The 25,441-nt window shown below is 48.7% G+C and carries 25 protein-coding genes and 1 tRNA gene; 14 read left to right on the top strand and 12 right to left on the bottom strand.

Annotated features, from left to right (window positions below; genetic code table 11):
* Positions 1 to 6: 6 nt before the first annotated feature.
* Complete coding sequence (locus E1919_RS21600; protein ID WP_162055497.1) at positions 7 to 828, bottom strand: cell wall-active antibiotics response protein; 822 nt, start codon at positions 826 to 828, stop codon at positions 7 to 9.
* A gap of 297 nt (positions 829 to 1,125) precedes the next feature.
* On the opposite strand from E1919_RS21600, the gene pheS reads away from it, so the two are divergent.
* The 5 genes from pheS to E1919_RS21575 all read left to right on the top strand — a co-directional run bounded on the left by pheS (position 1,126) and on the right by E1919_RS21575 (position 6,142).
* The gene (pheS, locus tag E1919_RS21595; protein ID WP_162055496.1) at positions 1,126 to 2,151 is read left to right on the top strand and encodes a phenylalanine--tRNA ligase subunit alpha; all 1,026 of its coding nucleotides are present in this window, start codon (positions 1,126 to 1,128) and stop codon (positions 2,149 to 2,151) included.
* Positions 2,152 to 2,344: 193 nt separating this feature from the next.
* Positions 2,345 to 3,202: a 3-hydroxyacyl-CoA dehydrogenase NAD-binding domain-containing protein gene (locus E1919_RS21590; protein WP_162055495.1), complete on the top strand. Its 858-nt coding sequence runs from the start codon at positions 2,345 to 2,347 to the stop codon at positions 3,200 to 3,202.
* Positions 3,195 to 3,617: a hypothetical protein gene (locus E1919_RS21585; RefSeq protein ID WP_162055494.1), complete on the top strand. Its 423-nt coding sequence runs from the start codon at positions 3,195 to 3,197 to the stop codon at positions 3,615 to 3,617. The genes E1919_RS21590 and E1919_RS21585 overlap by 8 nt, the downstream gene beginning before the upstream one ends.
* 133 nt (positions 3,618 to 3,750) lie before the next feature.
* A tRNA-Asn gene (locus E1919_RS21580) sits at positions 3,751 to 3,824 on the top strand.
* 398 nt (positions 3,825 to 4,222) lie between these two features.
* Positions 4,223 to 6,142: a CocE/NonD family hydrolase gene (locus tag E1919_RS21575; RefSeq protein ID WP_162055493.1), complete on the top strand. Its 1,920-nt coding sequence runs from the start codon at positions 4,223 to 4,225 to the stop codon at positions 6,140 to 6,142.
* An 88-nt stretch (positions 6,143 to 6,230) separates the two neighbouring features.
* Here the strand turns inward: E1919_RS21575 and E1919_RS21570 are convergent, their stop codons facing one another.
* The gene (locus E1919_RS21570; protein WP_162055492.1) at positions 6,231 to 7,313 is read right to left on the bottom strand and encodes a spore photoproduct lyase family protein; all 1,083 of its coding nucleotides are present in this window, start codon (positions 7,311 to 7,313) and stop codon (positions 6,231 to 6,233) included.
* A gap of 203 nt (positions 7,314 to 7,516) precedes the next feature.
* Here E1919_RS21570 and E1919_RS21565 point away from each other — a divergent pair, with 203 nt between their 5' ends.
* The gene (locus tag E1919_RS21565; protein ID WP_162055491.1) at positions 7,517 to 8,548 is read left to right on the top strand and encodes a spore photoproduct lyase family protein; all 1,032 of its coding nucleotides are present in this window, start codon (positions 7,517 to 7,519) and stop codon (positions 8,546 to 8,548) included.
* Positions 8,549 to 8,711: 163 nt separating this feature from the next.
* On the opposite strand, the gene E1919_RS21560 is transcribed toward E1919_RS21565, so the two are convergent.
* The gene (locus E1919_RS21560; protein ID WP_202915971.1) at positions 8,712 to 10,232 is read right to left on the bottom strand and encodes a malate:quinone oxidoreductase; all 1,521 of its coding nucleotides are present in this window, start codon (positions 10,230 to 10,232) and stop codon (positions 8,712 to 8,714) included.
* A gap of 644 nt (positions 10,233 to 10,876) precedes the next feature.
* Between E1919_RS21560 and E1919_RS27390 the strand changes: the two genes are divergently transcribed.
* Entirely contained in the window at positions 10,877 to 11,050 is a 174-nt protein-coding gene (locus E1919_RS27390) for a hypothetical protein (protein ID WP_202915970.1), read from the top strand.
* A gap of 164 nt (positions 11,051 to 11,214) precedes the next feature.
* Here E1919_RS27390 and E1919_RS21555 read toward each other — a convergent pair whose 3' ends face one another.
* From E1919_RS21555 to E1919_RS21540, 4 genes are all read right to left on the bottom strand, one after another.
* Entirely contained in the window at positions 11,215 to 11,823 is a 609-nt protein-coding gene (locus tag E1919_RS21555) for a sterol desaturase family protein (protein ID WP_162055490.1), read from the bottom strand.
* A 101-nt stretch (positions 11,824 to 11,924) separates the two neighbouring features.
* Positions 11,925 to 12,434 (bottom strand): shikimate kinase, encoded by a 510-nt coding sequence (locus tag E1919_RS21550; RefSeq protein WP_237144740.1) that lies wholly within the window; start codon positions 12,432 to 12,434, stop codon positions 11,925 to 11,927.
* A 108-nt stretch (positions 12,435 to 12,542) separates the two neighbouring features.
* On the bottom strand, positions 12,543 to 13,646 hold the full coding sequence (locus tag E1919_RS21545) for a BT_3928 family protein (RefSeq protein ID WP_162055488.1): 1,104 nt from the start codon (positions 13,644 to 13,646) through the stop codon (positions 12,543 to 12,545).
* Between the two features lie 235 nt (positions 13,647 to 13,881).
* Positions 13,882 to 14,427, bottom strand: a complete 546-nt coding sequence (locus tag E1919_RS21540; RefSeq protein WP_115568558.1) for a DUF1599 domain-containing protein — start codon at positions 14,425 to 14,427, stop codon at positions 13,882 to 13,884.
* A 35-nt stretch (positions 14,428 to 14,462) separates the two neighbouring features.
* Between E1919_RS21540 and folP the strand changes: the two genes are divergently transcribed.
* Positions 14,463 to 15,329 carry a dihydropteroate synthase gene (gene folP / locus E1919_RS21535; protein ID WP_202915969.1) on the top strand — a complete coding sequence of 289 codons (867 nt, stop codon included), beginning with the start codon at positions 14,463 to 14,465 and terminating at the stop codon, positions 15,327 to 15,329.
* A complete protein-coding gene (cdaA, locus tag E1919_RS21530; protein ID WP_115568556.1) occupies positions 15,326 to 16,168 on the top strand; it encodes a diadenylate cyclase CdaA in 843 nt (280 codons plus the stop codon). Before folP ends, cdaA begins: the two co-directional genes overlap by 4 nt.
* A 44-nt stretch (positions 16,169 to 16,212) precedes the next feature.
* On the opposite strand, the gene E1919_RS21525 is transcribed toward cdaA, so the two are convergent.
* The 4 genes from E1919_RS21525 to E1919_RS21510 all read right to left on the bottom strand — a co-directional run bounded on the left by E1919_RS21525 (position 16,213) and on the right by E1919_RS21510 (position 19,512).
* Complete coding sequence (locus E1919_RS21525) at positions 16,213 to 16,410, bottom strand: PLDc N-terminal domain-containing protein (protein ID WP_162055487.1); 198 nt, start codon at positions 16,408 to 16,410, stop codon at positions 16,213 to 16,215.
* A gap of 25 nt (positions 16,411 to 16,435) precedes the next feature.
* Positions 16,436 to 16,726 (bottom strand): hypothetical protein, encoded by a 291-nt coding sequence (locus E1919_RS21520; RefSeq protein WP_162055486.1) that lies wholly within the window; start codon positions 16,724 to 16,726, stop codon positions 16,436 to 16,438.
* A gap of 94 nt (positions 16,727 to 16,820) precedes the next feature.
* Positions 16,821 to 18,011 carry a glycine C-acetyltransferase gene (kbl, locus tag E1919_RS21515; RefSeq protein ID WP_162055485.1) on the bottom strand — a complete coding sequence of 397 codons (1,191 nt, stop codon included), beginning with the start codon at positions 18,009 to 18,011 and terminating at the stop codon, positions 16,821 to 16,823.
* A 226-nt stretch (positions 18,012 to 18,237) separates the two neighbouring features.
* Positions 18,238 to 19,512, bottom strand: coding sequence for a hypothetical protein (locus E1919_RS21510; RefSeq protein WP_162055484.1), 1,275 nt, complete (start codon positions 19,510 to 19,512; stop codon positions 18,238 to 18,240).
* A 383-nt stretch (positions 19,513 to 19,895) separates the two neighbouring features.
* Here E1919_RS21510 and E1919_RS21505 point away from each other — a divergent pair, with 383 nt between their 5' ends.
* The 5 genes from E1919_RS21505 (at position 19,896) to E1919_RS21485 (ending at position 24,522) form a co-directional block, all read left to right on the top strand.
* Entirely contained in the window at positions 19,896 to 20,870 is a 975-nt protein-coding gene (locus E1919_RS21505) for an NAD-dependent epimerase/dehydratase family protein (RefSeq protein ID WP_162055483.1), read from the top strand.
* A 207-nt stretch (positions 20,871 to 21,077) separates the two neighbouring features.
* Positions 21,078 to 21,806, top strand: coding sequence for a DUF3891 family protein (locus E1919_RS21500; protein WP_162055482.1), 729 nt, complete (start codon positions 21,078 to 21,080; stop codon positions 21,804 to 21,806).
* Positions 21,807 to 21,871: 65 nt separating this feature from the next.
* Positions 21,872 to 22,528, top strand: coding sequence for a hypothetical protein (locus E1919_RS21495; protein WP_162055481.1), 657 nt, complete (start codon positions 21,872 to 21,874; stop codon positions 22,526 to 22,528).
* Between the two features lie 123 nt (positions 22,529 to 22,651).
* Positions 22,652 to 22,969 (top strand): thioredoxin family protein, encoded by a 318-nt coding sequence (locus E1919_RS21490; RefSeq protein ID WP_162055480.1) that lies wholly within the window; start codon positions 22,652 to 22,654, stop codon positions 22,967 to 22,969.
* A 98-nt stretch (positions 22,970 to 23,067) separates the two neighbouring features.
* Entirely contained in the window at positions 23,068 to 24,522 is a 1,455-nt protein-coding gene (locus E1919_RS21485) for a DUF4403 family protein (RefSeq protein ID WP_162055479.1), read from the top strand.
* Positions 24,523 to 24,695: 173 nt separating this feature from the next.
* On the opposite strand, the gene E1919_RS21480 is transcribed toward E1919_RS21485, so the two are convergent.
* Positions 24,696 to 25,313 carry a DUF6503 family protein gene (locus tag E1919_RS21480; protein ID WP_162055478.1) on the bottom strand — a complete coding sequence of 206 codons (618 nt, stop codon included), beginning with the start codon at positions 25,311 to 25,313 and terminating at the stop codon, positions 24,696 to 24,698.
* Between the last annotated feature and the right edge of the window lie 128 nt (positions 25,314 to 25,441).

Here is a 25,441-nt window from a genome sequence, read left to right as displayed (position 1 = left end):
GACAGGTTAAAAACTCTTAATCTGAAGCCCGCCAAAAAGCGTGGTGCCTTTCAGAATGAGGACCTTGTTTGGGTCATAGCCGCCGGGCATTACCGGCCGTTTGTCGTCTATGCCACCCAGTATGGCTACCATCTCCGACTTTATCTGCCAGTGCGGCGGGATAATAAGTGTGGTGCCGCCAAAAATCTGCGTGGCCTCCAGCATGACCGGGTGCTGTATATCGGCCTGGCTGAGGTTTAGCTCAGTGCCACCGAACACGCTCACGACCTCGCCCCCCAGAAAATTTTTGGAGATGATGTTCTTTTTAATGCCTCCAAATATGGCGGTGGCATCTACGATGTCTTCAGTAGAGTAGGTACTGTTTGTAGCGTATTCTGCGTTGAAGCGGTGATGCTGCGCCTGGTCTGGATCCGCCTCTCCCTCTCTTACATCTCTTTTCCGATCGAATTGCCTGGGGTAGTCCCGACGGGGCTTTAATATCATCCATACCCCGAGACCTATAAGCATAATGGGCCAGAAATAGATGTGCAGGTCGAATCCATCTACCACATCCTCTATCAGAAAAACAGTACCAATGAGCACCAGAATGAGCCAGCCCGGCTTCTGGAAATTGTGACGGAAGCCAAGGAACAGGCCCACCACAATCAGAATCATTTCCCATTTAAACAGCCAGTAAGGCAAAAAGAACAGATCAAGCTTGGCCACCAGCACCACAACGCCTACTGTCACTAAAAGCAAGCCTGCCAGCACCTTTCCGCCGCCAGCCTGCTGCGGCTTTCCCCAGTTACCGCCGTAGTTGCTCTCCGGGTTTTGTTCTTTATTTTCCATAGTCCTTTTGATTAAGTTGATGCTCAAATGTACTCTAAACATACCCGTTGGTCTATAACAGATAGGCGGGCCGGGGGGAGAAGTCGGTAAGCTGTAGGTTTGCGTCGGTAAACTACGAAGTATAACACGCTTCTGCAATCGCTATCGCCTCCAATCACCTCTTACCTAAGCGGTTCTGCTTCAACTGCCGTACGTCCGGAATTACCTGCTTTTGCCCTACTCCGGGCGCTGGCATGCGTACCAACTGAGCAGAACCTAAGTAGAATCAGAAGCGCCAAATTATTACCTTTGCATACTATGGTGGAGAACATACAACAAATAGCACAAGAGATAGAGGCAGCGCCGCTGACGAACCCTGCCGAGCTGGAGCAATTCCGCATTGCCTACATTGGTCGCAAGGGCCGCATTGCAGCCCTTTTTGATAACCTGAAGCAGGTGGCACCGGAGCTGCGCCGTGAGGTGGGCCAGCACCTGAACAGCCTGAAGAACCGCGCCCAGGAGCGTTTCGACCAGGCGCAGGAGCAACTGGCCAGTGCCGCAGACCAAAACGCGGATACCGGCTTTGACTTTAGTTTGCCAACCGTACCAAACACGCTCGGCACGCGCCATCCGCTCTCGCTGGTGCGCCAGGAGATTGTGCGCATTTTTGAGCGCATTGGCTTTAATGTGGCTGAGGGCCCGGAGATGGAGGATGACTGGCATAACTTCTCTGCGCTGAACTTCCCAGAGAACCACCCGGCGCGCGAGATGCAGGACACCTTCTTTTTAAGTGAGAACAAAGAAAAGTTACTCCGTACCCATACCTCTACTGTGCAGGTGCGCCTGATGGAAAACAACCAGCCGCCGCTTCGCAGCATCATGCCGGGCCGAGTGTACCGCAACGAAGCTATTTCTGCGCGTGCGCACATGGTGTTCCACCAGGTAGAGGGCCTGTACGTGAACAAAGGCGTGAGTTTTAAAGACCTGAAAGAGACTTTGTATTACTTCGCTAAGGAGATGTTCGGGCAAGACACACAGATTCGTTTCCGCCCGTCGTTCTTCCCGTTCACCGAGCCAAGTGCTGAGATTGACATTACGTGCTTCATCTGCAAGGGCGAAGGTTGTAACATCTGCAAAGGCAGCGGCTGGGTAGAAATCGGTGGCTCTGGTATGGTAGACCCTGCCGTGCTCCACAGCTCCGGCATTGACCCGGAAGTGTACTCCGGCTTTGCCTTCGGCATGGGCATCGAGCGAATAACGATGCTCCGCTACCAGATAAAAGACCTTCGCCTCTTCACTGAAAACGATGTGCGCTTCCTGCGCCAGTTTGAAGGGGTTGTTTAATTGTTAAATGGCTGGATTATTAAATTGTTGGGTTCGCAGGTAAAGGACGGCATGCATATTCAGCCTTATTTGTCGTTTATCAGACTGAAGGGTTTTGGTGGCAGGGAAATGAACTGTTGATTTGCACGCAAATCTTATGCGGGAGAATTTATTTTCAACCATTCAACAGTTAAACAATTTAACCATTTAAAAGATGAAACTGGAGGAAATTAAAACGATAGGTGTGGTGGGTGCCGGCACAATGGGCCAGGGCATTGCGCAGATTTGTGCACAGGCTGGTTTTAAGACCATTCTGTTTGACATCAATGCGCAGGTACTGGAAAAAGCAAAGTCTACGACCACCCAAAACATTGATAAAGGCATTGAACGCGGGAAGCTGACAGAAGAGGACAAGACAATAGCCCTGGACAATCTCTCCTTTACAGGCGACACACTGCAGCTTAGCTGCCACCTTATTATCGAAGCGGTAGTAGAGCGCCTGGAAGTGAAGCAAAGTATATTCAAGGAGCTGGCGAGCATGAACCCCGCAGAGACAATCCTTGCTTCCAACACCTCGTCTATTCCCATCACACAAATAGCAGCCGCTATACCACACCCGGAGCGGGTGGTGGGCATGCACTTCTTTAACCCGGCCCACATCATGAAGCTGGTAGAGGTGATATCCGGCGCCGCTACTGCCCCGGAAACAGCCGAAACTATAAAAGCACTGGCGCTGAAGCTGGGCAAAACACCCGTGATGGCCAAAGACTCCCCGGGCTTTATCGTGAACCGCGTGGCACGCCATTTTTATGTAGAAGCGCTGAAGCTGCTGGAAGAAGGCGTAGCCGACGTAGAAACGATTGACAAACTCATGCAGGCCAGTGGCTTTAAGATGGGTCCGTTTGAACTAATGGATTTGATAGGTGTTGATACTAATTATTCAGTAACTACCTCCATGTTCGAGGCTTTTCATTATGATTCGAAGTTCAGACCAAGCCGCATCCAGCAGCAGAAAGTGGATGCCGGGCACCACGGCCGCAAGTCGGGCAAAGGCTTTTATACCTATGCGTAAACTTTGGGCGCTGTGTGCGCTCCTGCTTCTGTTCACCACCGCCTGCAACAACAACAATGTTGTAGGGCCAAGGATACCGGAAGTGTTCGTGGACGAGCAGATAAACGTTAACAGCCAGCTACACCCGGGTTTGCGCCGGGACGGCGGCTACTCCTACATAAACGGCGGCTACAAAGGGATACTAATCGTGCGTCAGAACGCTAGCCAGTACTTAGCCTTCGAACGTGCATGCCCTTACGACCCAACAGCCTCCTGCTCCCAGGTAGAGGTAGACCCTTCTAACCTGTTTATTGTAGATGACTGCTGCGGTTCTCAGTTTAACATGCAGGGCAATGTAACAGGCGGGCCATCCGTATATGGCCTCCAACAGTACCGAACAGCCCTTTCCGGCTCCCTGCTGTATATTTCGAACTAATTTTTTTCTGTTGATTTACAGGGAATTACCCAAGTTCGAAAAAGTTTTTTTCGGCGTGCACTTGCGTGCTAAGTAAAACCACCGTAATATTGCACCATCAATCAGCGGGAAAGCTGCTGAAAACAAATAAGATTCCTCCTTAGCTCAGTTGGTTAGAGCACATGACTGTTAATCATGGGGTCCCTGGTTCGAGCCCAGGAGGGGGAGCTTGAAAATTAGCCACTTACAGGTAAAACTGCTAAGTGGCTTTTTTTATGTGCACAAAATAGTTATTAGCGTGTCTTATAAGTTTTTTGTTCTTTTTGCGGCCAAACTTCCCTGCCATAGATAGTTTACGACAAGACAGTGACAGAACCTGACATTAAGATGATGTCGGCATCACCTTCTTCTTGCCAAGTTTCCCTTCACGCTTGATTGCTCATCCCGTAGCGATGCATCAGGATTCCTATAACGGCTCTACGACACTCTGCCGACACTCCCTCATGCTCCTGCCCTGCTTGCAGCCTCTCTTCCTGTTCACCTCATAAATGGCCTGCAATGCATGAGATGAATAAATTTACCAACAATCAGTATATTGCTGCTATAACCTCTAATCCGCTTTTATAATGATAGACTTCCGTCGGCTGTTTTCTGTTTTATTTTTGGCGTTTATTTCTACCAATATTTTTGCCCAGAGTACCGTCACCACAAAGTTAAAACCGCAGCAATACCAGGATAGCCTTTACTTGGCACAGAATTATGAGCATCGCAAAGTAATGGTTCCGATGCGCGACGGGGTAAAGCTATACACCGAAGTTTTTGTGCCCAAAGATGCTTCCAGTTCAAAAAAGTATCCTTTCCTGATGACTCGCACACCTTACAATGCTACCCGAGTTCATGGTCGGTTGTATAGTAGCGGCTCTTTTGCCAAACTAGCCCGGGAAGGGTGCATTTTTATAGAACAGGATGTGCGTGGACGCTGGCGTTCGGAAGGCGAGTTCTCCCATGAAAGGCCGCTGGTAAACAACTCCAACAAGAAAAAACAAAGACAACCAGACGAAGCCACAGATACCTACGACGCCATTGACTGGTTATTGAAAAACGTAAAAGGCAACAATGGCAATGTTGGGGTGCATGGTGTATCGTACCCGGGCTTCTATAGCACTGCTGCTGCTATTAGCAACCATCCGGCTTTGAAAGCAGTTTCGCCGCAAGCCCCTGTTACCGATTGGTTTATAGGCGATGATGTGCACCACAAAGGCGCTTTTTTCTGGATGGACTTTTTCGATTTTCTACCCCGTTTTGATCAGGACGAGCCCGATAAACCTGCCACGCGTACATTTGGTGTAACTGATAGTAAGAACCGCGATAACTACGATTATTTTCTGAATACAGTAATAACTCCTAAGCGCGCAAACACCGAGTTCTTTAAAGACAGTATTCCGTTTTGGAATGATATATTGACCCATCCCGACAACGATTCCTACTGGAGCAGCCGTAACCCTCTGTCGCATGCAAACAAGCTAAAGCCAGCTATCTTAACAGTTGGTGGTTGGTATGATGCCGAAGATCTATTCGGTGCCCTGGAGACCTACCAGAAAATTGAAGAGCAAAATCCGAAAGCCACAAACAAGCTGGTGATGGGTCCCTGGTGCCATGGGTGCTGGTGGTCTGATGCAAAATCGTTGGGCGATATCAGTTTTGAACAATCCACCGGCCAGTATTACCTCGACAGCCTGTTCCTTCCTTTCATGAATTATCACCTGAAAGGCCAGGGCAACGCTCCCAAACTAGCCGAAGCTACTGTATTTGAAACTGGCTCCAACGAGTGGCGCTCGTTCGCAACCTGGCCACCAAAAGCGGTTGAGGACAGAAATTTGTACCTGCTTCCGAATGGTAAACTTGGGTTCTCAGCGCCAACTGTAACTGGTTCTTTTGATGAGTACCTTTCCGATCCGGCCAACCCGGTTCCGTACCAGGGGCAAGTCCACCGCAAGCGTACACGTGAATACATGCTCGACGACCAGCGCTTCGCCTCCCGAAGGCCGGATGTACTAACGTATACAACCGACCTTTTAATCGAAGACTTAACCCTGGCTGGCCCGGTTATAGCTGACCTGATTGCCAGCATCAGCACTACTGATGCCGACTTTGTAGTAAAACTGATTGATGTATACCCGGAAGACACACCAGACACTGTAGCCGCCGAAGGTAGTGACGCGGTGATGGGCGGTTACCAGCAATTGGTACGTGCCGAAATATTGCGTGGCCGCTACCGAAACAGCTTTGAGAAACCAGAGGCGTTCACACCCAATGAGCCAACCCCGGTTAAATTTGAGGTGCCCGACTTGCTGCATACCTTTAAGAAAGGCCATAAGCTGATGGTGCAGATTCAAAGCTCCTGGTTTCCGCTCGCGGATCGCAACCCACAGCAGTTCATCAACATTTATGAGGCAGACCCGGAAGATTATATTAAATCGACCATTCATATTTACCATGATGCCCAGCGGCCTTCGCACTTACAGGTAAAAGTGCTGCCCCAGTAAACATAGTTTCTCAGCTCGGCCTGATGCAGCTGTTTGAAACCCGCTACTACTCTTAAAAGCACTTTCAAGAGTAGTAGCGGGTTTTATATTATGTCCAGTATAAGATAGGCGCATTGGGAAAGCGCCTTTTTAGCTCGCGCTGAAAAAAGCTGCGCAGCAAATTCATAGTGACTGCCGGATATACATACTTCTTGCCACCAAACTTGTTGTACTTCACTGAGCGGTTGCTTTCGTCAAAGTCCAGAATTGTGTTCGGGTACCACTCCTGCAGAATAGCTTTGGAACCTGACGTAAACCGGTGGCTGATAAGCTCAAAAGTTATTTCACAGGGGAAATCCAGTGTCTGCTCCAGCCTGTCAAGCAAATATGTGTACTGCTCCTCCCAATCCGGAACAGGCATGATGGGCGCAATAACCAAACCCACTTTATAACCGCCTCCGCCTTCTGCCCTTGGCAACGCCAGTTTACGGATAGCCGCCAACCGGGCTTCTATAGAGGCCGTGCCTCCTTCCATCCTCCTGGCGATAAAGTCTGAATTGATACTGATTCTGGGCTGCGTGTTGTCGTTGTGCGGTAAAGCCAGCAGTCCGTCCACCTGGTCGAACTTAGAGACCCAGCGCAGGTGCATGTTTTCCTGCTCACCAAAGAAGCGCATAGTTTCTGCCAGGCTGCCGGTCAGGTGCTCAATGCCCAAGGGGTCGGTATAGCAGCTAGCCTCAAACGTGGTCACCTGGTTTGGCTTTTTATAATGCAGCAGGTTCTCCAGGATGGCCGGTAAATTGGCAAAGGTTCTGATAACGGGCGGACCCTGCAAGCTACCTGCCAGGTAGCAATACTGGCAATGGGCCGGACAACCTTCGGCCAGGTGAAACTGCCAGTCGGCGGAGGGCGGAACAGGTTGTAGTTTGAGAGCACTGGGCGGTGCTGTTACAATAGCCAGGGTGCTTTTGGCCTTCCGGTATGTTTCCCGCTCATCCTCGCCGCGCAGTCCTGTAAGTCGGTTCTGCTTCAGCTCCTGTACAGGCAAGCCTAAACCCTTTACGCGCTCATAAATCTGTCTTCCCCAGGGTTCCTCCATAGCAGCTGGCGTAATAAGCACCTGCTTGGGCATCCATAGCTTTCCGGAACGCTGGCTTGTTTTTATAATTGCTTTCTCCTGAACTGCTTCCATTAAATAAATCTCTCTTTTAGGTATGGTTTCAGCACAACAAATAACCTTAAGGCTGGTATATCTGGTGCTATAAAAGAAACATATTCACCCCCTGTTTGATTCAGAAAAAGTCTTTTATATTACTGCACAACATCTTGATTATCAACAACTTTAATATTTATTTTACATGAACATAATAGCCGGTGAAGCTGTTATAAAAACGTATGCAGAAACTAAATCCATCCACTGTTCTTTACACACCTGACGCTCTGAATGAGCGCGGGGCTAAGGCCTTACTCGCTTATCCTGAGGCAGTACATCAGGAAATAAAACAACATAACAGGCTGCCTGAAGTAGAGGGCAATCATTACCAGGTAAAGTCGAATGTGCTGGTGCTGGGGCGCTTAAAAACACTAGTCTGCCGTGAAAGCGGCCGCAGCTCAGATTTCATATCGCCTAGCCTTGCCAACGGTTGCTTGGGGGCCTGCGCCTATTGTTATGTAGACCGTAACAAGCCTGTGAACCCCATCACGCTTTTCACGAACACCGAGGAAATATTGGCGGCGGTAAACAAGCACGTGCAGAAGCAGCCTTGGCCAAAAGTGCCAAACCAAACGCATGCCCAGTATTATACCTATGACATTGGCTGTAACTCTGATGTGTCGGTGGATGCCGCTTTATCAGACAGCGTAGCGGCAACGGTGGCTTTTTTTAGGCAGCACCCGAAAGCGTTTGCCACCTTTGCCACTAAGTTCGTGAATGAGGAGATGCTGACGTATGACCCGCAAGGTAAAACCCGTGTTCGTTTTAGCCTGCTGCCTCATAAAGTAAGCAAGCTGGTAGATGTACGAACGGATACGCTGGAGAAGCGTCTGGCTGCCATCAACGACTTTTACCAGGCAGGCTATGACGTGCATGTTAACTTCTCGCCGGTGATTGTGTATGAGGGATGGCTGGACGATTACAGGGAACTGTTTGAACAACTGAACCAGGTAGTACCTCCTGCACTGAAGAAACAGATGAACTGCGAGGTCATTTTCCTTACGCACAACCAATGGCAGCACGAGGCTAATCTGGCTATCAACCCGAAGGCGGAGGAGTTAATCTGGACACCAGCTATACAGGAAACGAAGCAAAGCCAGTTCGGCGGCATCAATGTTCGGTACCGCTACCAGCTTAAGGCGAGATGGATTAGTGAGTTTAAACAGTTGCAACAGGAGGTTATACCCTGGTGTGATATACGTTACATCTTCTAGATAAGCTGCTTTAACCAGTCAGCCTCTGCCTGCAGCAATGCTCGCAGAGGCTTTTCTTTTTGCCCGGCTATAGTATATCGTTACACAAAACAAATGGCCCGCCTGCGGGAGCGAAGGTATATTATGCGCTCCCGCAGGCAGGCCATAGCTACAAAGCTGCTGCTTACTTCTGCACCTGCTTCATGTTTTTCAGTCCCAGCACTTCGCTGGTATGCTCTCTTACCTCCTCTAACAGCTGGCCATTTTCTCCAAGCGACTCTCCGTAAGATGGTATCATCTGCTTTAGTTTAGTCTGCCATTCCTTAGAGTTAATTTCATCTTTGAAGCAGCGCCCCAGGAGCGTAAGCATAATAGAAACAGCCGTAGAAGCACCTGGCGAAGCACCAAGCAGTGCGGCAATAGATCCATCGGCTGCACTTACTACCTCTGTTCCAAATTCAAGCACACCGCCATGTTTCGGGTCTTTTTTGATTACCTGAACGCGCTGTCCAGCCTTTTCCAACTCCCAGTCTTCGCTTCTGGCATTCGGATAGTACTCCCGAAGTGCCGCCAGGCGATCTTCCGGCGACTGGCGCACCTGGTTGATGAGGTACTTGGTAAGCGGGATATTTTTAATGCCTGCTGCCATCATGGGGCGCAGGTTACCGATTTTAATAGAGCTAGGCAGGTCAAAGTAAGAGCCCTTCTTCAGGAATTTAGTTGAAAAACCAGCATAAGGCCCGAAAAGCAATTCTCTTTTCCCGTTGATCATCCTCGTGTCAAGGTGTGGCACAGACATAGGAGGTGAACCTACTGCAGCCTTGCCGTATACTTTTGCCTGGTGCTGCTGAATCACATCCGGGTTCGTGCACTTCAGCCACTGCCCGCTTACAGGAAAGCCGCCATAGCCTTTGCCTTCCGGAATGTCTGATTTTTCGAGCAGCGCCAGAGAACCGCCTCCTGCGCCTATAAAAACAAAACTGGTATATACTTTACGCTTGTTTCCAGATGATAAGTCCTTTACCTTGAGTCGCCAGGAATTATCCGGCTGCCGTTTCAACTTACGGACTTCATGATTAAAATGCAGTGTAACGCCATCCATCTCCTTTAAATGGTTGAACATGCAGCGTGTCAGTTCCCCGAAGTTTACATCGGTGCCAATATCCATGCGGGTAGCAGCCACTTTCTGAGATTTATCACGGCCATCCATAATGAGCGGCATCCAATCTTCCAGTTGCTCTGGATTCTCAGAATACTCCATGCCTTTAAAGAGGTGACAGTTTGTAAGAGCAGCATAGCGCTTGTTGAGGAAGTCAACGTTCTTTTCGCCCCAGACGAAGCTCATGTGAGAAGTACTTCTGATAAAGGATTCCGGAATCTCAATAAGGTTATTCTCTATCAGGTAAGCCCAAAACTGCTTTGATATTTCAAAAGACTCCGCAATGCTAACGGCCTTAGAGGTCTCAATAGAGCCATCAGGGAGTTCAGGTGTGTAATTTAGTTCGCAGAAGGCAGAGTGGCCTGTGCCGGCATTGTTCCATGCGTCAGAGCTTTCTGCTGCCGCCACATCCAACCTCTCAAAAATTTCTATGGTTATATCAGGTTGCAGTTCCTTAAGCAGCACGCCCAGTGTGGCACTCATAATACCAGCACCAATCAGCACTACATCAGGACCTGTTCCTGAAGAATTTTTACGCTTCATCATAATGTATATGTAGGTTACAAGAGAATATTCTGTTTCTTAGACTTCATCTAAAGAATATTACGGGCTTTATCCAACTACGCACTAAAAACAGCTCTAAATACAGATAAATAACCGGAAAACAAGGCAGCAAAAAATGTGCACTTCTTTGCTAACCCCGCTATAGCAGCAGCAAAGTGACATAAAAGCATGCTTAAAAGCTCTTTTACCTGAGCTGCAAATACGCACATTCATAATTTGGTTGCAGCTTTCCGAGCGCGCCAAGCGCTGTTGTTCTACTTAAAAGTCTTCTTGCCAGAACCTGAAAGCACGTACAATTGCCATTAACAGGAAGGTAAATGTGCTCAAACAGCAAAAAAGAAGCAGATTTTTTGTTCGATCTACTAAATAAAGCCACAGCCCTGTACAGTTCCAGCACAAATCTCTCTGCTATAAAGCTACCTCACTTAGTATGAAATGGTTGTGTCATAAAAACAAAGCGGCTGTCATTTTTACATGCTTTTAATTAGCTCTGTTTTATCCAAAAAATAACCTTTTAGGCTTTGACTCAGTAAGATTAGCATGGCAAAACCATCATATAAGCGGCTGGCTATACTTTGCCATGATATAGTATAAAAAACAGCCCGGAACTTAAACTTATAAAAACAATGAAAAATATAAGAGTCTACCTTATGACCCTGCTCATATTACTGACCTTTACACTCAGTAGCTGTGACGTAATTGGCGATATTTTTGAAGCTGGTATGTGGACGGCGCTTATCATCATCATTATAATTGTGCTGATAGTCGTTTGGATTTTCCGAAAGTTCACGGGCAGATGACAGAAAAGTAAAACCATAAATTAATAAGAAACAGAAAAAGGAGCCTTGCCGGCTCCTTTTTCTGTTTTACCTTTCAGAGTTCTACACAGGAACATAAAAAACTAAAAAGGGAGCCGGCAAGGGCTCCCTTTTTACCTGTATCAGATTATATCAGATATGTTGCTCTATTTTGAACGCTTCGGCATTGTTCCTAAAACATAGTCCCAGAGCGGGGATGATACGCCATAGGCAACATTCGGATCTTTGTAATGGTGGATGCTGTGATGCACCCAAAGTGTTTTAAAGAAATTTTTAGGTGGTGCATAGGCATGCACAGCGTAATGCACAAACAGGTACATGGCGTAGCCAAACAGTAAGCCAGCCAATATACCGAACACAAACTGCCCGAAAATCAGCTTAAAAACAAAAAACAGTAAGGATGAAACAAGAACGCTCAGGATAGGCGGCATAGCCAGTCGCTCTTTGTCTTTCGGATACTCATGATGAACGCCATGGAAGGTATACTGTATGCGTGCTTTTGTAGGGGTGTCCGTATCCATATGGAAAAGGAAGCGGTGGGCAATATACTCGAGCAGCGAAAAAAGAAGCCACCCGGCAGTGAACAAGCCAATAGCTTCTACTACACCAATAAAGCTGTAGCTAATACCATAATATATCAATCCGATGGCAAAGACAACGAAGATAGAAATCGGAAGGGCAATATGTGTTCGGGTCAGTCGCTCAAGTAAGGGATTCTCAAAAATCTGAGCGCGTCCTTTGTGGTTAGGTCTCATAGTTAGATTTTGCTAAACTTATTTAACGTTGCAAAATTATTTAATTTTATATTAACAAAATGCCGTTAGCAACACCCTGTAAACAGTTTAACGGAACCCATTCAGTTATTGTTGAGCAAATGTTGCAACTGCTCTACCGAAATTGCCGGTCCTTGTAGTTGAATGCTGGCCTGTTGATAAAACTGCTTTCGGAGGCTTAATGTTTTAACTAAGAAAGAGTTAATTTCTTCTTCCGACTTGCCTGCCAGCAGTGGCCGCACCTGTAAATCGGAGGCCCGCAATCTTCTGGAAATTTCTTCTACAGGCACATCTAAAAAGCAACTTTTCCCGTGCCGGTTTATGTATTCTATGTTATCGAAAAAGCAGGGTGCACCGCCTCCTGTAGAAATAACGGCATCATTATAGTCCAGCACCACCGCCTCCAGCGCCTCCCGCTCCAACTCCCGAAACCGCTCCTGCCCTTCCTGTTCAAATACCTCTGCTATGCTGCGCTCAACTCTCTTCTCCAGGTACTCATCCAAATCCACAAAGGCGTAACCTAGCCGCTTCGCCAGTTGCCTGCCTAAAGTGGTTTTGCCACTACCCATCATACCTATCAAAAAAATTAGCACATTTTTTAAATTATGAATTATGAATAAGGCAGATCTGGGAAGCATACTGTGCTTGTTACGCGGTGATGCTGTACCCGAACAACGAATAATGAGCAACACGTAACGCTTCTACACCTCCTCTGCCAACTCGTCCTGTACTTCCTCTATATCGGGTGTATCATTGTGGTGCCATTTGCCTTTTACGGTGCCGTCCTGCAGGAGCAGAATACCAGGGTTAGAGCGGATGATGGTTTTGAGTACGGTGCCATCCCCATAAAAGTACGGAACGGCAAGGTTTACCTCGTGGCGGAAGGCTTCAAAGTCAGCGCTGCTGCTGCTCGTTATCGCCAGCGGTGTAATTCCCTGCTGCTCTGCCGCCTTCACCAGTTTGTTGATTTCTTTAAAATTTGTCTGGTCTGCCTTCGTAACATCCTGAACCAAAATAAGCAGCTTATTGCCAGATAATACTTCCTGCGTAAAGTCTCCCTCATCGTTCCACACATTGAAGTCCGTGATTTTAGGGCCATCCTCCGGGTTGATCGCCACCATCTGCTTAAAGGTATAGCTCTCATCAGTCGGATACTCCTCAAACTCCTGCTCCTGGCCATCTTTGGTCATGATATACTTATAGCGCAAGGGTGCTGACGGCTGCATGAGGGCAGGTATGTTGTTGCCCACTTTGTAGGCGCGGAAGTCGATGTAAGGTAGGTGCTCGTACGCATACCATCCTACCATAACAGAAATGGCTGCCGTTATAATGGTGATTACAGCCCCTGTTGCAGGCCGCACCAGAGGTGGGAGATACTTCTGCGTAAACAGCAGTATAATGATCATCACCAGCAACACCAGGTCTTTTGTGAATGACTCCCAGGGAGTAAGCACAATGGCATCGCCAAAGCAGCCGCAGTCAGTTACTTTATCATAAAAGGCAGAGTAGAACGTAAGGAAAGAGAAGAAGACAATCATTAGCAGCAAAAGCACGAGAATGGTCTTCCGTTTCCAGCGCACCAACAGAGCTACGCCTAACACAATCTCTGCCGCACTCAGGAAGATGGACAGAAACAGGGAATATGGTTCAAATGATTTAAAGATGGGCGATATGTCCGTAGCGAACACCTCAAAATACTCTTCTAATTTTATAGCGGTGCCTACCGGGTCGTTAATTTTAATCAGCCCTGAGAATATGAACAGCACTCCTACAAAAAGCCAGCAGAATTTGCTTATAAACTTCATTAGTTACTTTCGTGATACAATTTTAATGTATATGGTTCCGGGTCCACCCACTCCTAACCCCTATTTTACCTCTCCCCAACCCTCTCCTAAGAACAGGAGAGGGAGCTCCTTTTTTAATAATAGCTGCCCTTTTTTCAATTCGGATGCAGTAGTCTTATACTTAAACCATGAAACTTATTCTTTGCCAAAGCACGGGCAGTCTCCCCTCCTGTTCTTAGGAGGGGGCAGGGGGAGGTTACCCCGCAAAGCCAGACTTAATTAATGCAAACACAGCGTAATTTATCATGTCGCGGTAGTTGGCTTCCACTCCTTCAGAAATCAGCGTCTGCCCCTCGTTATCTTCTATTTGCTTGGTGCGGTACAGCTTCATCAGAATGATATCGGTAATGGAGCTCACACGCATATCGCGCCAGGCTTCGCCGTAGTCGTGGTTCTTGGCGTTCAGCAACTTGATGTTCTCTTCAATATGATGCGTGTACTGGCGCTCTACTTCCTCAGCAGGCAAATTCATATCGGCATCGGCCGGGAGGTGCAGTTGCATCAGCGCAATAATGCAATAATTAATGATGCCCACAAACTCACCGTTTATATCGTCCTCTACCAGTTGTTTCCCCTTCTCCTGAATAGAGCGGATGCGTTGCGCTTTAATAAAAATCTGATCAGTGATAGATGGCAGCCGCAATACGCGCCAGGCAGTACCGTAATCCCTCGTTTTCTTCACAAAGGTGTCTTTGCAGCGGCTTACTACCTGATCATATTCCTGAAGTGTTTGATTAATCAACTTTTTAGCTTTAATTTTAAAATCAACAGATTTACATGCCAACTTTGGAAGCGAAAGATACGCTTTTTAGCACAAAAACCACACTGAACTGCCGCGGAAAGCTCCTGCCCCTGGACACCCCGCAGGTAATGGGCATTCTGAATATTACACCCGATTCCTTTTACGCCGGCAGCCGCCTTGGCTCTTTAGAGAAAGTGATTCAGAAAGCGGAAAACATGGTAGCTGATGGCGCTGATATACTGGATGTTGGCGGATATTCCTCGCGCCCAGGCGCAACAGACATATCGGTGCAGGAAGAGCTGGACAGAGTTGTGCCGGCCATCGAAGCAATTCTAAATAAAGTTCCGGAAGCAGTCATTTCCGTAGACACGTTCAGAGCAGCAGTGGCCGAAGTGGCCGTAAGCGCGGGTGCTGCTATTATCAACGACATTTCAGGCGGCAAACTAGACGAGGCTATGTTCGAAACGGTGGCCAGATTGCAGGTGCCCTACATCCTGATGCACATGCGTGGAACGCCACAAACCATGACAACGTTGGCTAAGTATGAGGATGTGGTAGTGGAGGTAGTAGATGAATTGCAGGAACAAATCGTCAGGCTAAAGCAGTCTGGCGTAAAAGACATTATACTTGACCCCGGCTTTGGCTTTGCCAAAACAATAGCACATAACTTTGAATTACTGCGCCGCCTCGACGAGCTCCGTATAGTTGGGCTACCGATCCTGGCGGGGCTTTCGCGCAAATCGATGGTGTATAAAACACTTGGCATCGGGCAGGCTGATGCGCTAACCGGCACAATAGCTTTAAATACGATTGCGTTGATGAAGGGTGCAGCCATTTTGCGGGTGCACGACGTAAAAGAAATGAAGCAAACAATAGAACTTTTCAAGAAAACAATACTTTGATTTTTTTATTCAGCATAGGTTTTTTAGAGATTGAGCTGCTCGATATCATTGATATCCTGCTGGTGACAGTGCTGCTGTACCAGTTGTACAAGCTCCTGACAGGCAGCGTGGCCCTGAAAATTTTCCTGGGTCTGCTCTCTATCTACCTGCTCTACCTGGTGGTGCGTGCCGCTGGCATGGAACTGCTCAGCATTATATTGGGCCAGTTTATGGGCGTGGGCGTGCTGGCAGCCATTATTGTGTTTCAGCCTGAGATACGCCGCTTCCTGCTGATGATAGGCAAGACCACCGCCTTTAACAACGACCGCTTTTTCCGGGGCTTTCCGTGGCGCCGTGAGCAGAGCGAAAAGCTTAGCCTTACACCCTTTATTGAGGCCGCCAAAACCTTGGCCGGCAAAAATACGGGGGCTTTGATTGTCTTCTCAAAAAGCTCTGAACTGAAATACTATGCCGAGTCCGGCGACTTGATTGATGCTGTTATCTCGAAGCGCCTGCTCATGTCTATCTTCAACAAGAACAGCCCGCTGCACGATGGTGCCGTCATTATTTCCGGCAACCGCATAAAAGCCGCCCGCTGTATTCTGCCTGTTTCTGAGAACCAGGAGATCCCGGCATCTATGGGTTTGCGCCACCGTGCCGCCATCGGCTTAACGGAAATAACGGACAGTATTGTGTTGGTGGTATCGGAGGAGACAGGCCAGATAGCACTGGTGCGTAATGGCGAGGCATACCGCAACCTCTCCTCCGCTGACCTGCGCATCAAGCTCAACCAGTTCCTGTTCGATGCTGACCAGAAATCAGCTGCGGCAACCACCGAGAAATCTGTTAGTGCAGCTTAAGAGCCTGTTCTCTCTTGCTGCCCTGAAATTACAATAAGCAAGCTTCAGCCCCTCCGGAGCCTGAAGAGCCAATAGCCAACCGGCCCCAGCACAGGTACCAACCACAGGACAATCATCCAGACCAGCCGCTGATTTACGGTGTAGTGAGACCTGAAAATCAGGTGCACCAGCGAGACAACGACCAAGGCATAGTTGAGTGCTACAAGTAAAAAGATGAAGGGGTAACGCGCAAATAGATCCATTCTTTATCAGGCTGTTTTTTCTCCGTTAAAACAGCATCTCACTAACGAACCATACCAGGTACATCAATGCGGGGGCGCAGAGCAGCAGGATCATACTAAAATTTACGCGCGTCCACTGTGCGTTAAACAGCATACTGATATAGGCCTCTGCCGATAATAGAATGGAGAAGTAAAAGGTAATCTGCAGCAAAGTGTCTGCCACATTTGCCTCATCGCCGCGTATTCCTGCCGTAGAGTAGGCCAAAAACGACACCACCAGCCATGAGAGTACTGTGCCTAACAGCATTTGCCCCGGCTTTATCTTTATATTGTTCATTTCCTCTTCCTTACCTTTTATCAGATGAAGATATAAAAAATAAAAGCCACTCCCGCATCCGGAGTGGCTTTTCTATATTTGTTATGCGCTGAGTCTATTGGATGATGCCCAACTCCTTGCCAACCTCGGTGAAGGCAGCGATGCATTTATCAAGATGGACTCTGTCGTGCACAGCGGAGAGCTGCACCCGGATACGCGCCTGCCCTTTCGGCACTACCGGGTAGTAGAAGCCAATCACATAGATACCTTTGTCCAGCATGCGCGCCGCAAACTCCTGCGCCAGTGGGGCATCGTACAGCATCACCGGTACAATTGGGTGGTCGCCGGGCTTAATGTCAAAACCTGCCTTTGTGATTTGCTCGCGGAAATAACGTGTATTCCACTCCAGCTTATCGCGCAGTTCGGTAGTGGCGCTCAGCGTGTCTAGCACAGCGATAGAAGCACCTACAATGGCCGGAGCCAGTGAGTTGGAGAACAGGTATGGGCGCGAACGCTGCCGCAGCATATCAATAATCTCTTTGCGCCCGGACGTAAAACCACCCATCGCACCACCAAGTGCTTTACCCAGTGTACCTGTAATGATATCTACTTTGTCCATCACGTTGTGGTATTCGTGGGTGCCGCGGCCAGTCTTGCCCATAAATCCGGAAGCGTGACAATCATCCACCATCACCACCGCATTATACTTCTCTGCCAGTTCTGTGATAATGTTCAGCTGCGCTACAGTGCCATCCATAGAGAAAGCGCCATCGGTTACGATGATGCGGTGCTTGGCATCCTTCGCTTCCTGTAGCTTCGCCTCTAAATCGGCCATGTTGTTGTGCTCATAGCGAAAGCGCTGCGCCTTACACAAGCGGATACCGTCAATAATAGACGCATGGTTCAGGGCATCCGAAATAATGGCCGATTCTGCATCAAACAAAGGTTCAAATACACCGCCGTTTGCATCGAAAGCAGCAGCGTACAGAATGGTGTCTTCAGTGCCTAAAAACTCAGAAAGTTTCCGTTCCAACTCCTTGTGTATATCCTGTGTGCCGCAGATAAAGCGCACCGAGCTCATGCCATAGCCATGCGTGTCGATAGCCTCCTTCGCGGCTTCGATTACACGTGGGTGTGCCGATAGGCCCAGGTAGTTATTAGCGCAGAAGTTCAGCACATGCGGCTGCTGCGTGGTATCAATGTCAGCTCCCTGCGGCGTAGTAATAATACGCTCCTGCTTATATAAACCTGCCTCTTTAATTTCGGCAAGCTGCTGTTCTAAATCTGCTTTTAACGCTCCGTACATAGTTTCGTGGTTTGTTAGTTATATATGCTCCTCTCCGGAGACTGCATCTGTCTATACTTCAGATTTACGAAGGATTGGCTTGTTAAAGCCTTGAGTTCATAATAAAAGAACCCACTCCTGCCCCTCCGAGGAGGGGATTTCTGCATCAGTAAAATATTCCCCTCCTCGGAGGGGCAGGGGTAGGTAAAGGTTCTTATCCACTTATCCCCCCTTCTTACTCTTTCCCTTATACACCTGTTCCGTCGCCTTCGTCTGGTTTTGGTGGCGGTTTCCGCATAATGGGCCTCGGGCGCGTGGGCTTTGGTCTTGGCTGCTCTTGTTCTTGCGGCACTTCCGGTTTAGGTGGCTCCTGCTCAATTGGCCTGGCTTCCTCATCCGCTGGCGGAGTTGGTGGCGCAGGCCGCTTTATGACAGGCCGCGGCCTTGGCAGCTTCGGCTTTTGCTCCGCTGGCTCAGGCACAGTTGGTGCTTCAGGTGCGGACTCTGTCTTAGCTTCTGGTTCAGGTGCAGCAACAGGTGGCTTTTGCAGGGCTATGGGGCGCTTCATCACCGGCCGTGGGCGCGGTGGCTTCGGCGTCTCTTCCGGGGAAGATGCTTCTCTTGCTGCGGCGTTCTCCTGAGGAGCCTCCTTTTCAGTCTCAGAAGAAGGCTTTTGTAAAGCCGTTGGTCGCTTGATGACAGGGCGCGGCCGAGGTGGCTTTGGTTTCTCCTCCGTTGAAGGCGCCGCCAATACTTCTTCGGTTCCTGTTGTTTCCTCTGTTTCCTGCGGTGGTTTCTGCAAAGCCGCCGGACGTTTGATAACAGGCCTTGGACGCGGTGGTCTGGTAGCTGGCGCTTCTTCTGTGGCGGGTTGCTCCGAAGCGGGGGCTTTTATCTCTTCCGGGCTTTCGTCTGGCTTTGGCTGCTGCAACGCAGCAGGTCTTTTGATCACCGGTCTTGGGCGGGCAGGCTTGGCTCCCTCTGCAGCAGCCTTATTCGTGGTTCCTTCCCCCTTTGCTTCTTCTGCTGCTGGTTTTGAAATCACCGGCCGCTTTATAACTGGTCGCGGACGGGCGGCAGGACTTGCCTGCTCTTCCGCTGGCTTCTCTTTCGCCTCTCCTTCTGTAGCTGGCTTTTGCATCGCCGCTGGCCTCCGCACAACCGGCCTTGGCTTTGGTGCGGCTTCTGCTGCACTCTCTTCAGTTTTTTCCTGTGGAACGGCGGGCGTGGCCGGAGCACCTGTTGCAGCCGGAGCACTGGTAGTTGGTCGCGCTGGGGCAGCTCTTCGGGCAGCAGGGCGGGGCTTCTCAGCGGCCGTAGCCGGGGCAGGTTTCGGAATATCCTCCTCTGCCAGGTGGTACCGCAGGCGCACGTTGTTCACCTGCATCTTCACAGCAATGTAAAAGCTGTTCGGGTGCATTTGCGCGTACATTTCCTGCCATGCCACATAACGTGCCGGTTCGCCAGCCTCAAAGGCCGCTTTGTTTATCCGTTTCTTTATCAGGTATTCGTCAAACGTCATGCTGAAAAGGCTTTTGCCTACCCGCTCTTGCCTTGCAATTTACAGGCTTTGGGTTTAAATGTGGCGTTCTTCTAAAAAATACAGACACTCCTCTACAAAGATAAGAAAATCCGTTTGCTGCCACAGGTGTCTTGCCAGCCCTGGATGCATCCGCATTATCTCCACTAAACCAGCCTTCATTTTATCTTTTTTTCAAACTTAACACTCCTTTGCTGCACGGTTTGTAAAACTATGCCATATCAATTTAAAAGGCCGGTTTACCAGTTGCTGAATTCCTGTGCTTAACCAAAAGAATCATCCTGTCTGCCGCCTGCCTTTCTCAAAACACACACTTTCAGGTGTGCCCTGAATTAGGTTACTTTGTGCAATATTTACTCTTTAAGATGGCAAACACACCTGACACGATATTAGTAATTGGAGCCTGCGGGCAGCTAGGGTCAGAACTTACACTTGCACTTCGCGACATCTATGGTGGCGCCAATGTAGTGGCATCTGATGTCACTCCACCCAGGCATGCGGACTTGCGCGACTCCGGGCCTTTCGAGCATGTGGACGTGCTGGACACCAAAGTGCTGGGTGAACTGACCTCAAAGTACAAGTTCAGGCAGATTTACCACCTGGCCGCCGTCTTATCGGCTACCGGGGAGAAGAACCCGAAGTTTGCCTGGCGCCTGAACATGGAAGGCCTCTTTAACGTGCTGGACCTCGCGCTGGAAAAGCAGGTGGAGCGGGTTTATTGGCCAAGCTCTATCGCGGTTTTCGGCCCCGGCACTCCCCGCCATAACACGCCGCAGCAAACCATCATGGACCCAAACACGGTGTATGGCATCAGTAAGCAGGCAGGTGAGCGCTGGTGTGAATATTACTTTCAGAAGCATGGTCTGGATGTGCGCAGCCTCCGCTACCCTGGTTTGATTGGCTACAAAGCGCTGCCGGGTGGTGGCACCACAGACTATGCCGTGGATATTTACCACAAAGCCTTAGCGGGCGAAATCTTCGAGTGCTTCCTGAGCGAAAACACGCACCTGCCGATGATGTATATGCCCGATGCCCTGAAGGCTACGCTGGACCTGATGCACGCCCCGTCAGAAGATATAAAAGTGCGCGATTCTTATAACCTCAGTGCTATGAGTTTTTCGCCCGAAGAAATCACGGCCTCAATCCGGAAACACATTCCTGATTTCGACATTGTTTATAAACCAGATGCCCGCCAGAAAATTGCTGCGTCCTGGCCTCAGACCATAGACGACAGCGCTGCTCAACAGGATTGGGGCTGGAAACCAGCCTATGATTTAGATGCCATGACAGCAGACATGCTTCATAATTTAAAGAAGCTGAAGGCAGAGCAGGCGGTGTAGCTATAGGCTGAAGTGTAACTATCTATATAAATAAAGGAAGAGGCGATGCTGTGGTATCGCCTCTTTTTTGTCTGAATCAGGATTGACAGGATTAAAGGATGAACAGGATAGGCTTTGTATGAACTTCACCGCACGTTGAGCATGCACAGTTATTCAATTTATAAGAATGGTTATCCTGCCCATCCATAAATACCGTAATCCTGATCTATGATTGTAAACGCTATACCGGAAGGCTGGGAAGTCATTTATCAACAGGCGCATGGCGTGCTGGCGGCACAGCTGGCCTATCACCTGAAGCCAGAACTGCAGTGCCAGCACTGGGTGGAAACTATCATCGCCATTGCCAACCACGACAATCGGCAGAAAGCCTGGCGCGGGAAAGACGGACTCACACAGGCAGGTGCTCCCGCTGATTTCACACTGCAGCCTAACACCCTGGAGCAGGCGCGGGACCTGATGCATGCGGTGCGCTTCCAGAGCCGCTGGGTAACGCTGCTTACTTCCATGCACATGAGTTATCTCTATGAGAGTAGGCGCGGCCAGCAGAAAAGCATTGACAATTTTCTGGATGAACAGCTGGCACTGCAGAAAGTGTGCCGCCAAAGCATCGGCATCAGCCAGGAAGAAGCAGAGAAGGCTTATGCCATCATGCAGTGGTGCGACCGCCTCTCGCTCATCCTTTGCCGCAATGAACTACCTTCTGATGAGCGCGCACTCGAAATAACAAAAGGCCCTGACGGAGAAATGTATGTTGTGAGGCAGTTGAAGGACGCTAGCGTGCAGGTGGAACCATGGCCTTTTGTAGCAGCACAACTACAGGTGCAGGTAGAGTATCGGGTGCTCGAACAACTGCAGTATAAAGACGATGCCGGGCTGGCAAAGGCATTGCATGAGTCAGAAGTTAAGTACAAGAAAATAAAATTTATAAAACATTAGGTTGCATATTTCTTTTACATACATATTCATATATATTTAGCGTTCTAACTCAAACTTAAATGTATATGAAAAACAAACTCACGTTGCTTGCCCTTGCCTTTGGTTTTACATTTGCCGCTCACGCACAGTCTGCGGAAGATGATATGCTTAAGCCTATAGCAGGAAATAAAACCATAGAAGTTGGCCTAAGCCTGAACGGCGGCATCAATGGCCAGCAAGTAAGGCTCCGGAAATTCAAAAGCAATGAACTAGCTTATCGCTACGGAGCCAGCGTCTATTATGATTATGACAAAATAACAGAAGAGGCCAGCAGTTCCACATTTAGTTTAAGCTTTGCACCGGGAATGGAAAAACACTTTGCAGGCACAAAAAGACTTTCTCCCTATATTGGCTTCACGGTTCCCCTTGGGGTTGGCACAAGCCGTTTTGAGGATGCGACTGTAGAAGTGAAAGGCGCAACTTCAACTACTCCAGGCAATTGCAACAGAAACCACTTATCAGCCAGGCTGAATGGACTGGCAGGAGTAGATATTTATGTTATCAAAAACTTATATATTGGCTTTGAGGTTGGGCTTGGCCTTGGCTACACAAAGTACGGCGATGTGGAAGTGAACTATAAGCAAGACGACCTGAGTATTAATTCCCACACCATAGACGGATATCATGGCTTTAACTTCAACAACTTCGCACATAGTGATATAAGGATAGGATTTGCATTTTAATTGAACCCTAATATTGTTAATACAAAGGCCAGCTGACATGTGTCAGCTGGCCTTTGTATTAACAATATGTTGCCGCACCTCGTCTATACCTTTGCAAGGGCAGCATTAAAGAGAAGAAGGATCATGAAAATAATTGAGTGTAATGACGACCATCTGAGACTACTGATTTTTGAGAAAGAAAAAGTAATTGTAAAGTTTATAGACGAGGCTTGTGAAGTGTGCAAGCAACTAGCCCCCTCCTTCACCCGCTTCTCTTCCGACCATGCCTACAGCGATATTACGTTTGTACGCATGAGTGCCTCCGAAAACCCGGTATCGAGTAAGGAGGTAAGATTGACTGGAACGCCCTTCTTTGCTATCTATCGCAAAGGCACTTTAAGAGAATGTGGCGTAGTAGCCACAGAAGAGGAGATGAAAGTTCTTCTTAATAGCTTAAAGTAGCTGTTACTGAAAAATTTACGGCACGTCTCTTGCCACATATAGCTGAATACAAAAAAGGTGTTTAACTTGCGCCACTTTTTTAAAAATCAGCTAATTCTGTGAATAAATTACTTCTACAAGCCTTTACCCTCCTGCTCTTTACAGTTCTTACAGGCCTAGCCCTGCAAAGCTGTTCCAGCACAAATAAGCTGAATACCGCAGCACCTGCAGCCACTGCCACGGCAGCACCGGTATATAAGCCACAGTTGTCTTCTATCACAGTGCCTGTCTCTATCTCTATCGCCGCCATGGAAAACAGGCTGAACCAGGAAATAGCCGGTGTACTGTACAAGGATGACAATCTGAAAGATGATAATGTGGCCGTTACTGTATCTAAGAAAGGAAAGATGACGGTGCGGGCCGAGCAGGACAAGGTGTACTTCAGCATACCGCTGCACATCTATGCCAAAGGCCGCTGGAAATGGGACCCGTGTAAGTTCTGTCCCGCCATCGACAAGACAGAAGACACCAGCTTCGACATGGTGATTAAGACAGAAAGCCGCATCGGGTTGACAGAAGACTACCGCATCAATACCATTACGAGCGGCGACTTTGAGTGGGGAAACACAAAACCAACTATAGAACTGGGCCCGCTGAAGATTGGCCTGGCCCGCTTTGTTGAGCCTGCCCTGCGCCAGCAGATGAGCACCCTCTCTAAACAGCTGGACAAGGAGCTACAGAACCACCTAGACTTGAAAAAATATGTGACGGACGCCTGGCTCATGATACAGGAGCCCGTGAAGTTAGACGACGCAACCAACACATGGCTGACGGTAGTGCCGAAGGAAGTACGCATGGCACCGCTACAAGGCAAAAACGGCTCCCTCAACACCCGCCTTGGCATTACCTCTTACATCACGGTTACCACCGACGGTAAGCCCCAGCTGCAACTGAATAAAAACCTCCCAAAACTAATTGTCGACAGCCGGATGGGAGATGCCGTACAGATTGGCTTAACGGCAAATATTCCCTACACCCACGCCAGCAGAATGGTGCATGACCAGGTAGCAAACCAAACCTATACATTTGATGACGGCAAAAGCCAGATTACTGTAAAGGATGCCGCTATCACGCCTAACGGAGAGCAACTAGTGCTGATGCTGGATGTTGACGGAAAGACCAAAGCAGGCTTGTTCACCAAGAAAATTATAGGCAAAGTATACCTGCGCGGCACACCTTATTATGATGCGGCAACGGCTTCCATTAAGGTGCGTGACGTGGATTATGACCTCGACACCAAAGACAAACTACTGAACACAGCCAGCTGGCTTGCCAAAAACAAGTTTAAGGATATGATTGAGCAACAGGTGAACATACCAGTGCAGCGCCAGATAGACGATGCAAAGAAAATGCTACAGGCCACCCTGGATAAGCAGGGCAGGGTGCATGAGTCGTTGCTGCTTCGCGGCAACATTCAGCATGTCACTCCTGAAAACATATACCTGGCACCGGACGGCATAAAAGCAGTCGTGAACGCAAAGGGCACACTGACGGCTACAGTGGATAACCTTTAGACGCAGCGTCTGGACAAAAGACAAAGGATAGTAGAGTCTTCATAATTCGCGTCACTTCTAACCTATATGGAACAGCAGGGGCAGCTACTACATGGCTGCCCCTGCTGTTCTCTTAAAAAAATCTTTCATCTTTTGTCCTTTGTCCGAAAGTCCTTTGTCAAAACGTCCTGCGTCTACAGCTTTCCCACCGGCTCCGGGCTGTTGAACATCCTGTCCGGGACCGAGGATGGAGAGGAAATATGAAAAATTTCGAAGTCACTTTGCGGGTTGCTGCGGTCACTGGCCAGTTTAACTTTCCCGTAGTCCTTGTAGCCAGACCAGCGGCGGGTGAAGGTAGGTGCTTCATCAGTGTAGTTCCGGAAGAAAGCCCATTGTGTAACAAGCCCCTTTTCCTGATCCACCCAAACTCTGTACTTGTTTTGAGGCGTTAGTCCGACCTCATCAAAAGTCATCTCCAGCACGTCGGCGCTTGCACCGTCCATGGTGGTTTCCTCTCCAATGTATTTTAGCGAAACACCAGGGTCCTGCAATTTAAACGGCATCACGAGCCAATAAGAATTGTTAATATAGCGGGCATAAGTTTGCTCTAACAATTTCTGCTTCTCCTCTGGGTCCTGCAGTTCCTGCCCCTCCACATATACTTTGCCGTCCTTGGTCTTGGTATCTATTACGGCTACTATATTACCCATCTCCCAACGGAAACGGCCTTTTTTCTTATCCCAGATCTGGTACTGGTCGTTGAAAGTCCAGGCGAGGTAACGTGTGCTGTTCCAGGCATGTCGGCCGCCCATGTGTCAGCTCCCCTGCAAATAGAACTGTTTTGAAGTAGAGAAAAACCTTTAACTTTGAACAGTTACTTATGAAGAGAAAGACATTTACCCCACAGCAAATCGCCAAAATTCTGAAGGAGTTTGAGGAT

This window comes from Pontibacter pamirensis (genome assembly GCF_010015475.1).
Taxonomy (GTDB): domain Bacteria; phylum Bacteroidota; class Bacteroidia; order Cytophagales; family Hymenobacteraceae; genus Pontibacter; species Pontibacter pamirensis.
Note: the sequence above shows the minus strand (reverse complement) of the source record. Positions and strands in the feature narration are given on the sequence as shown.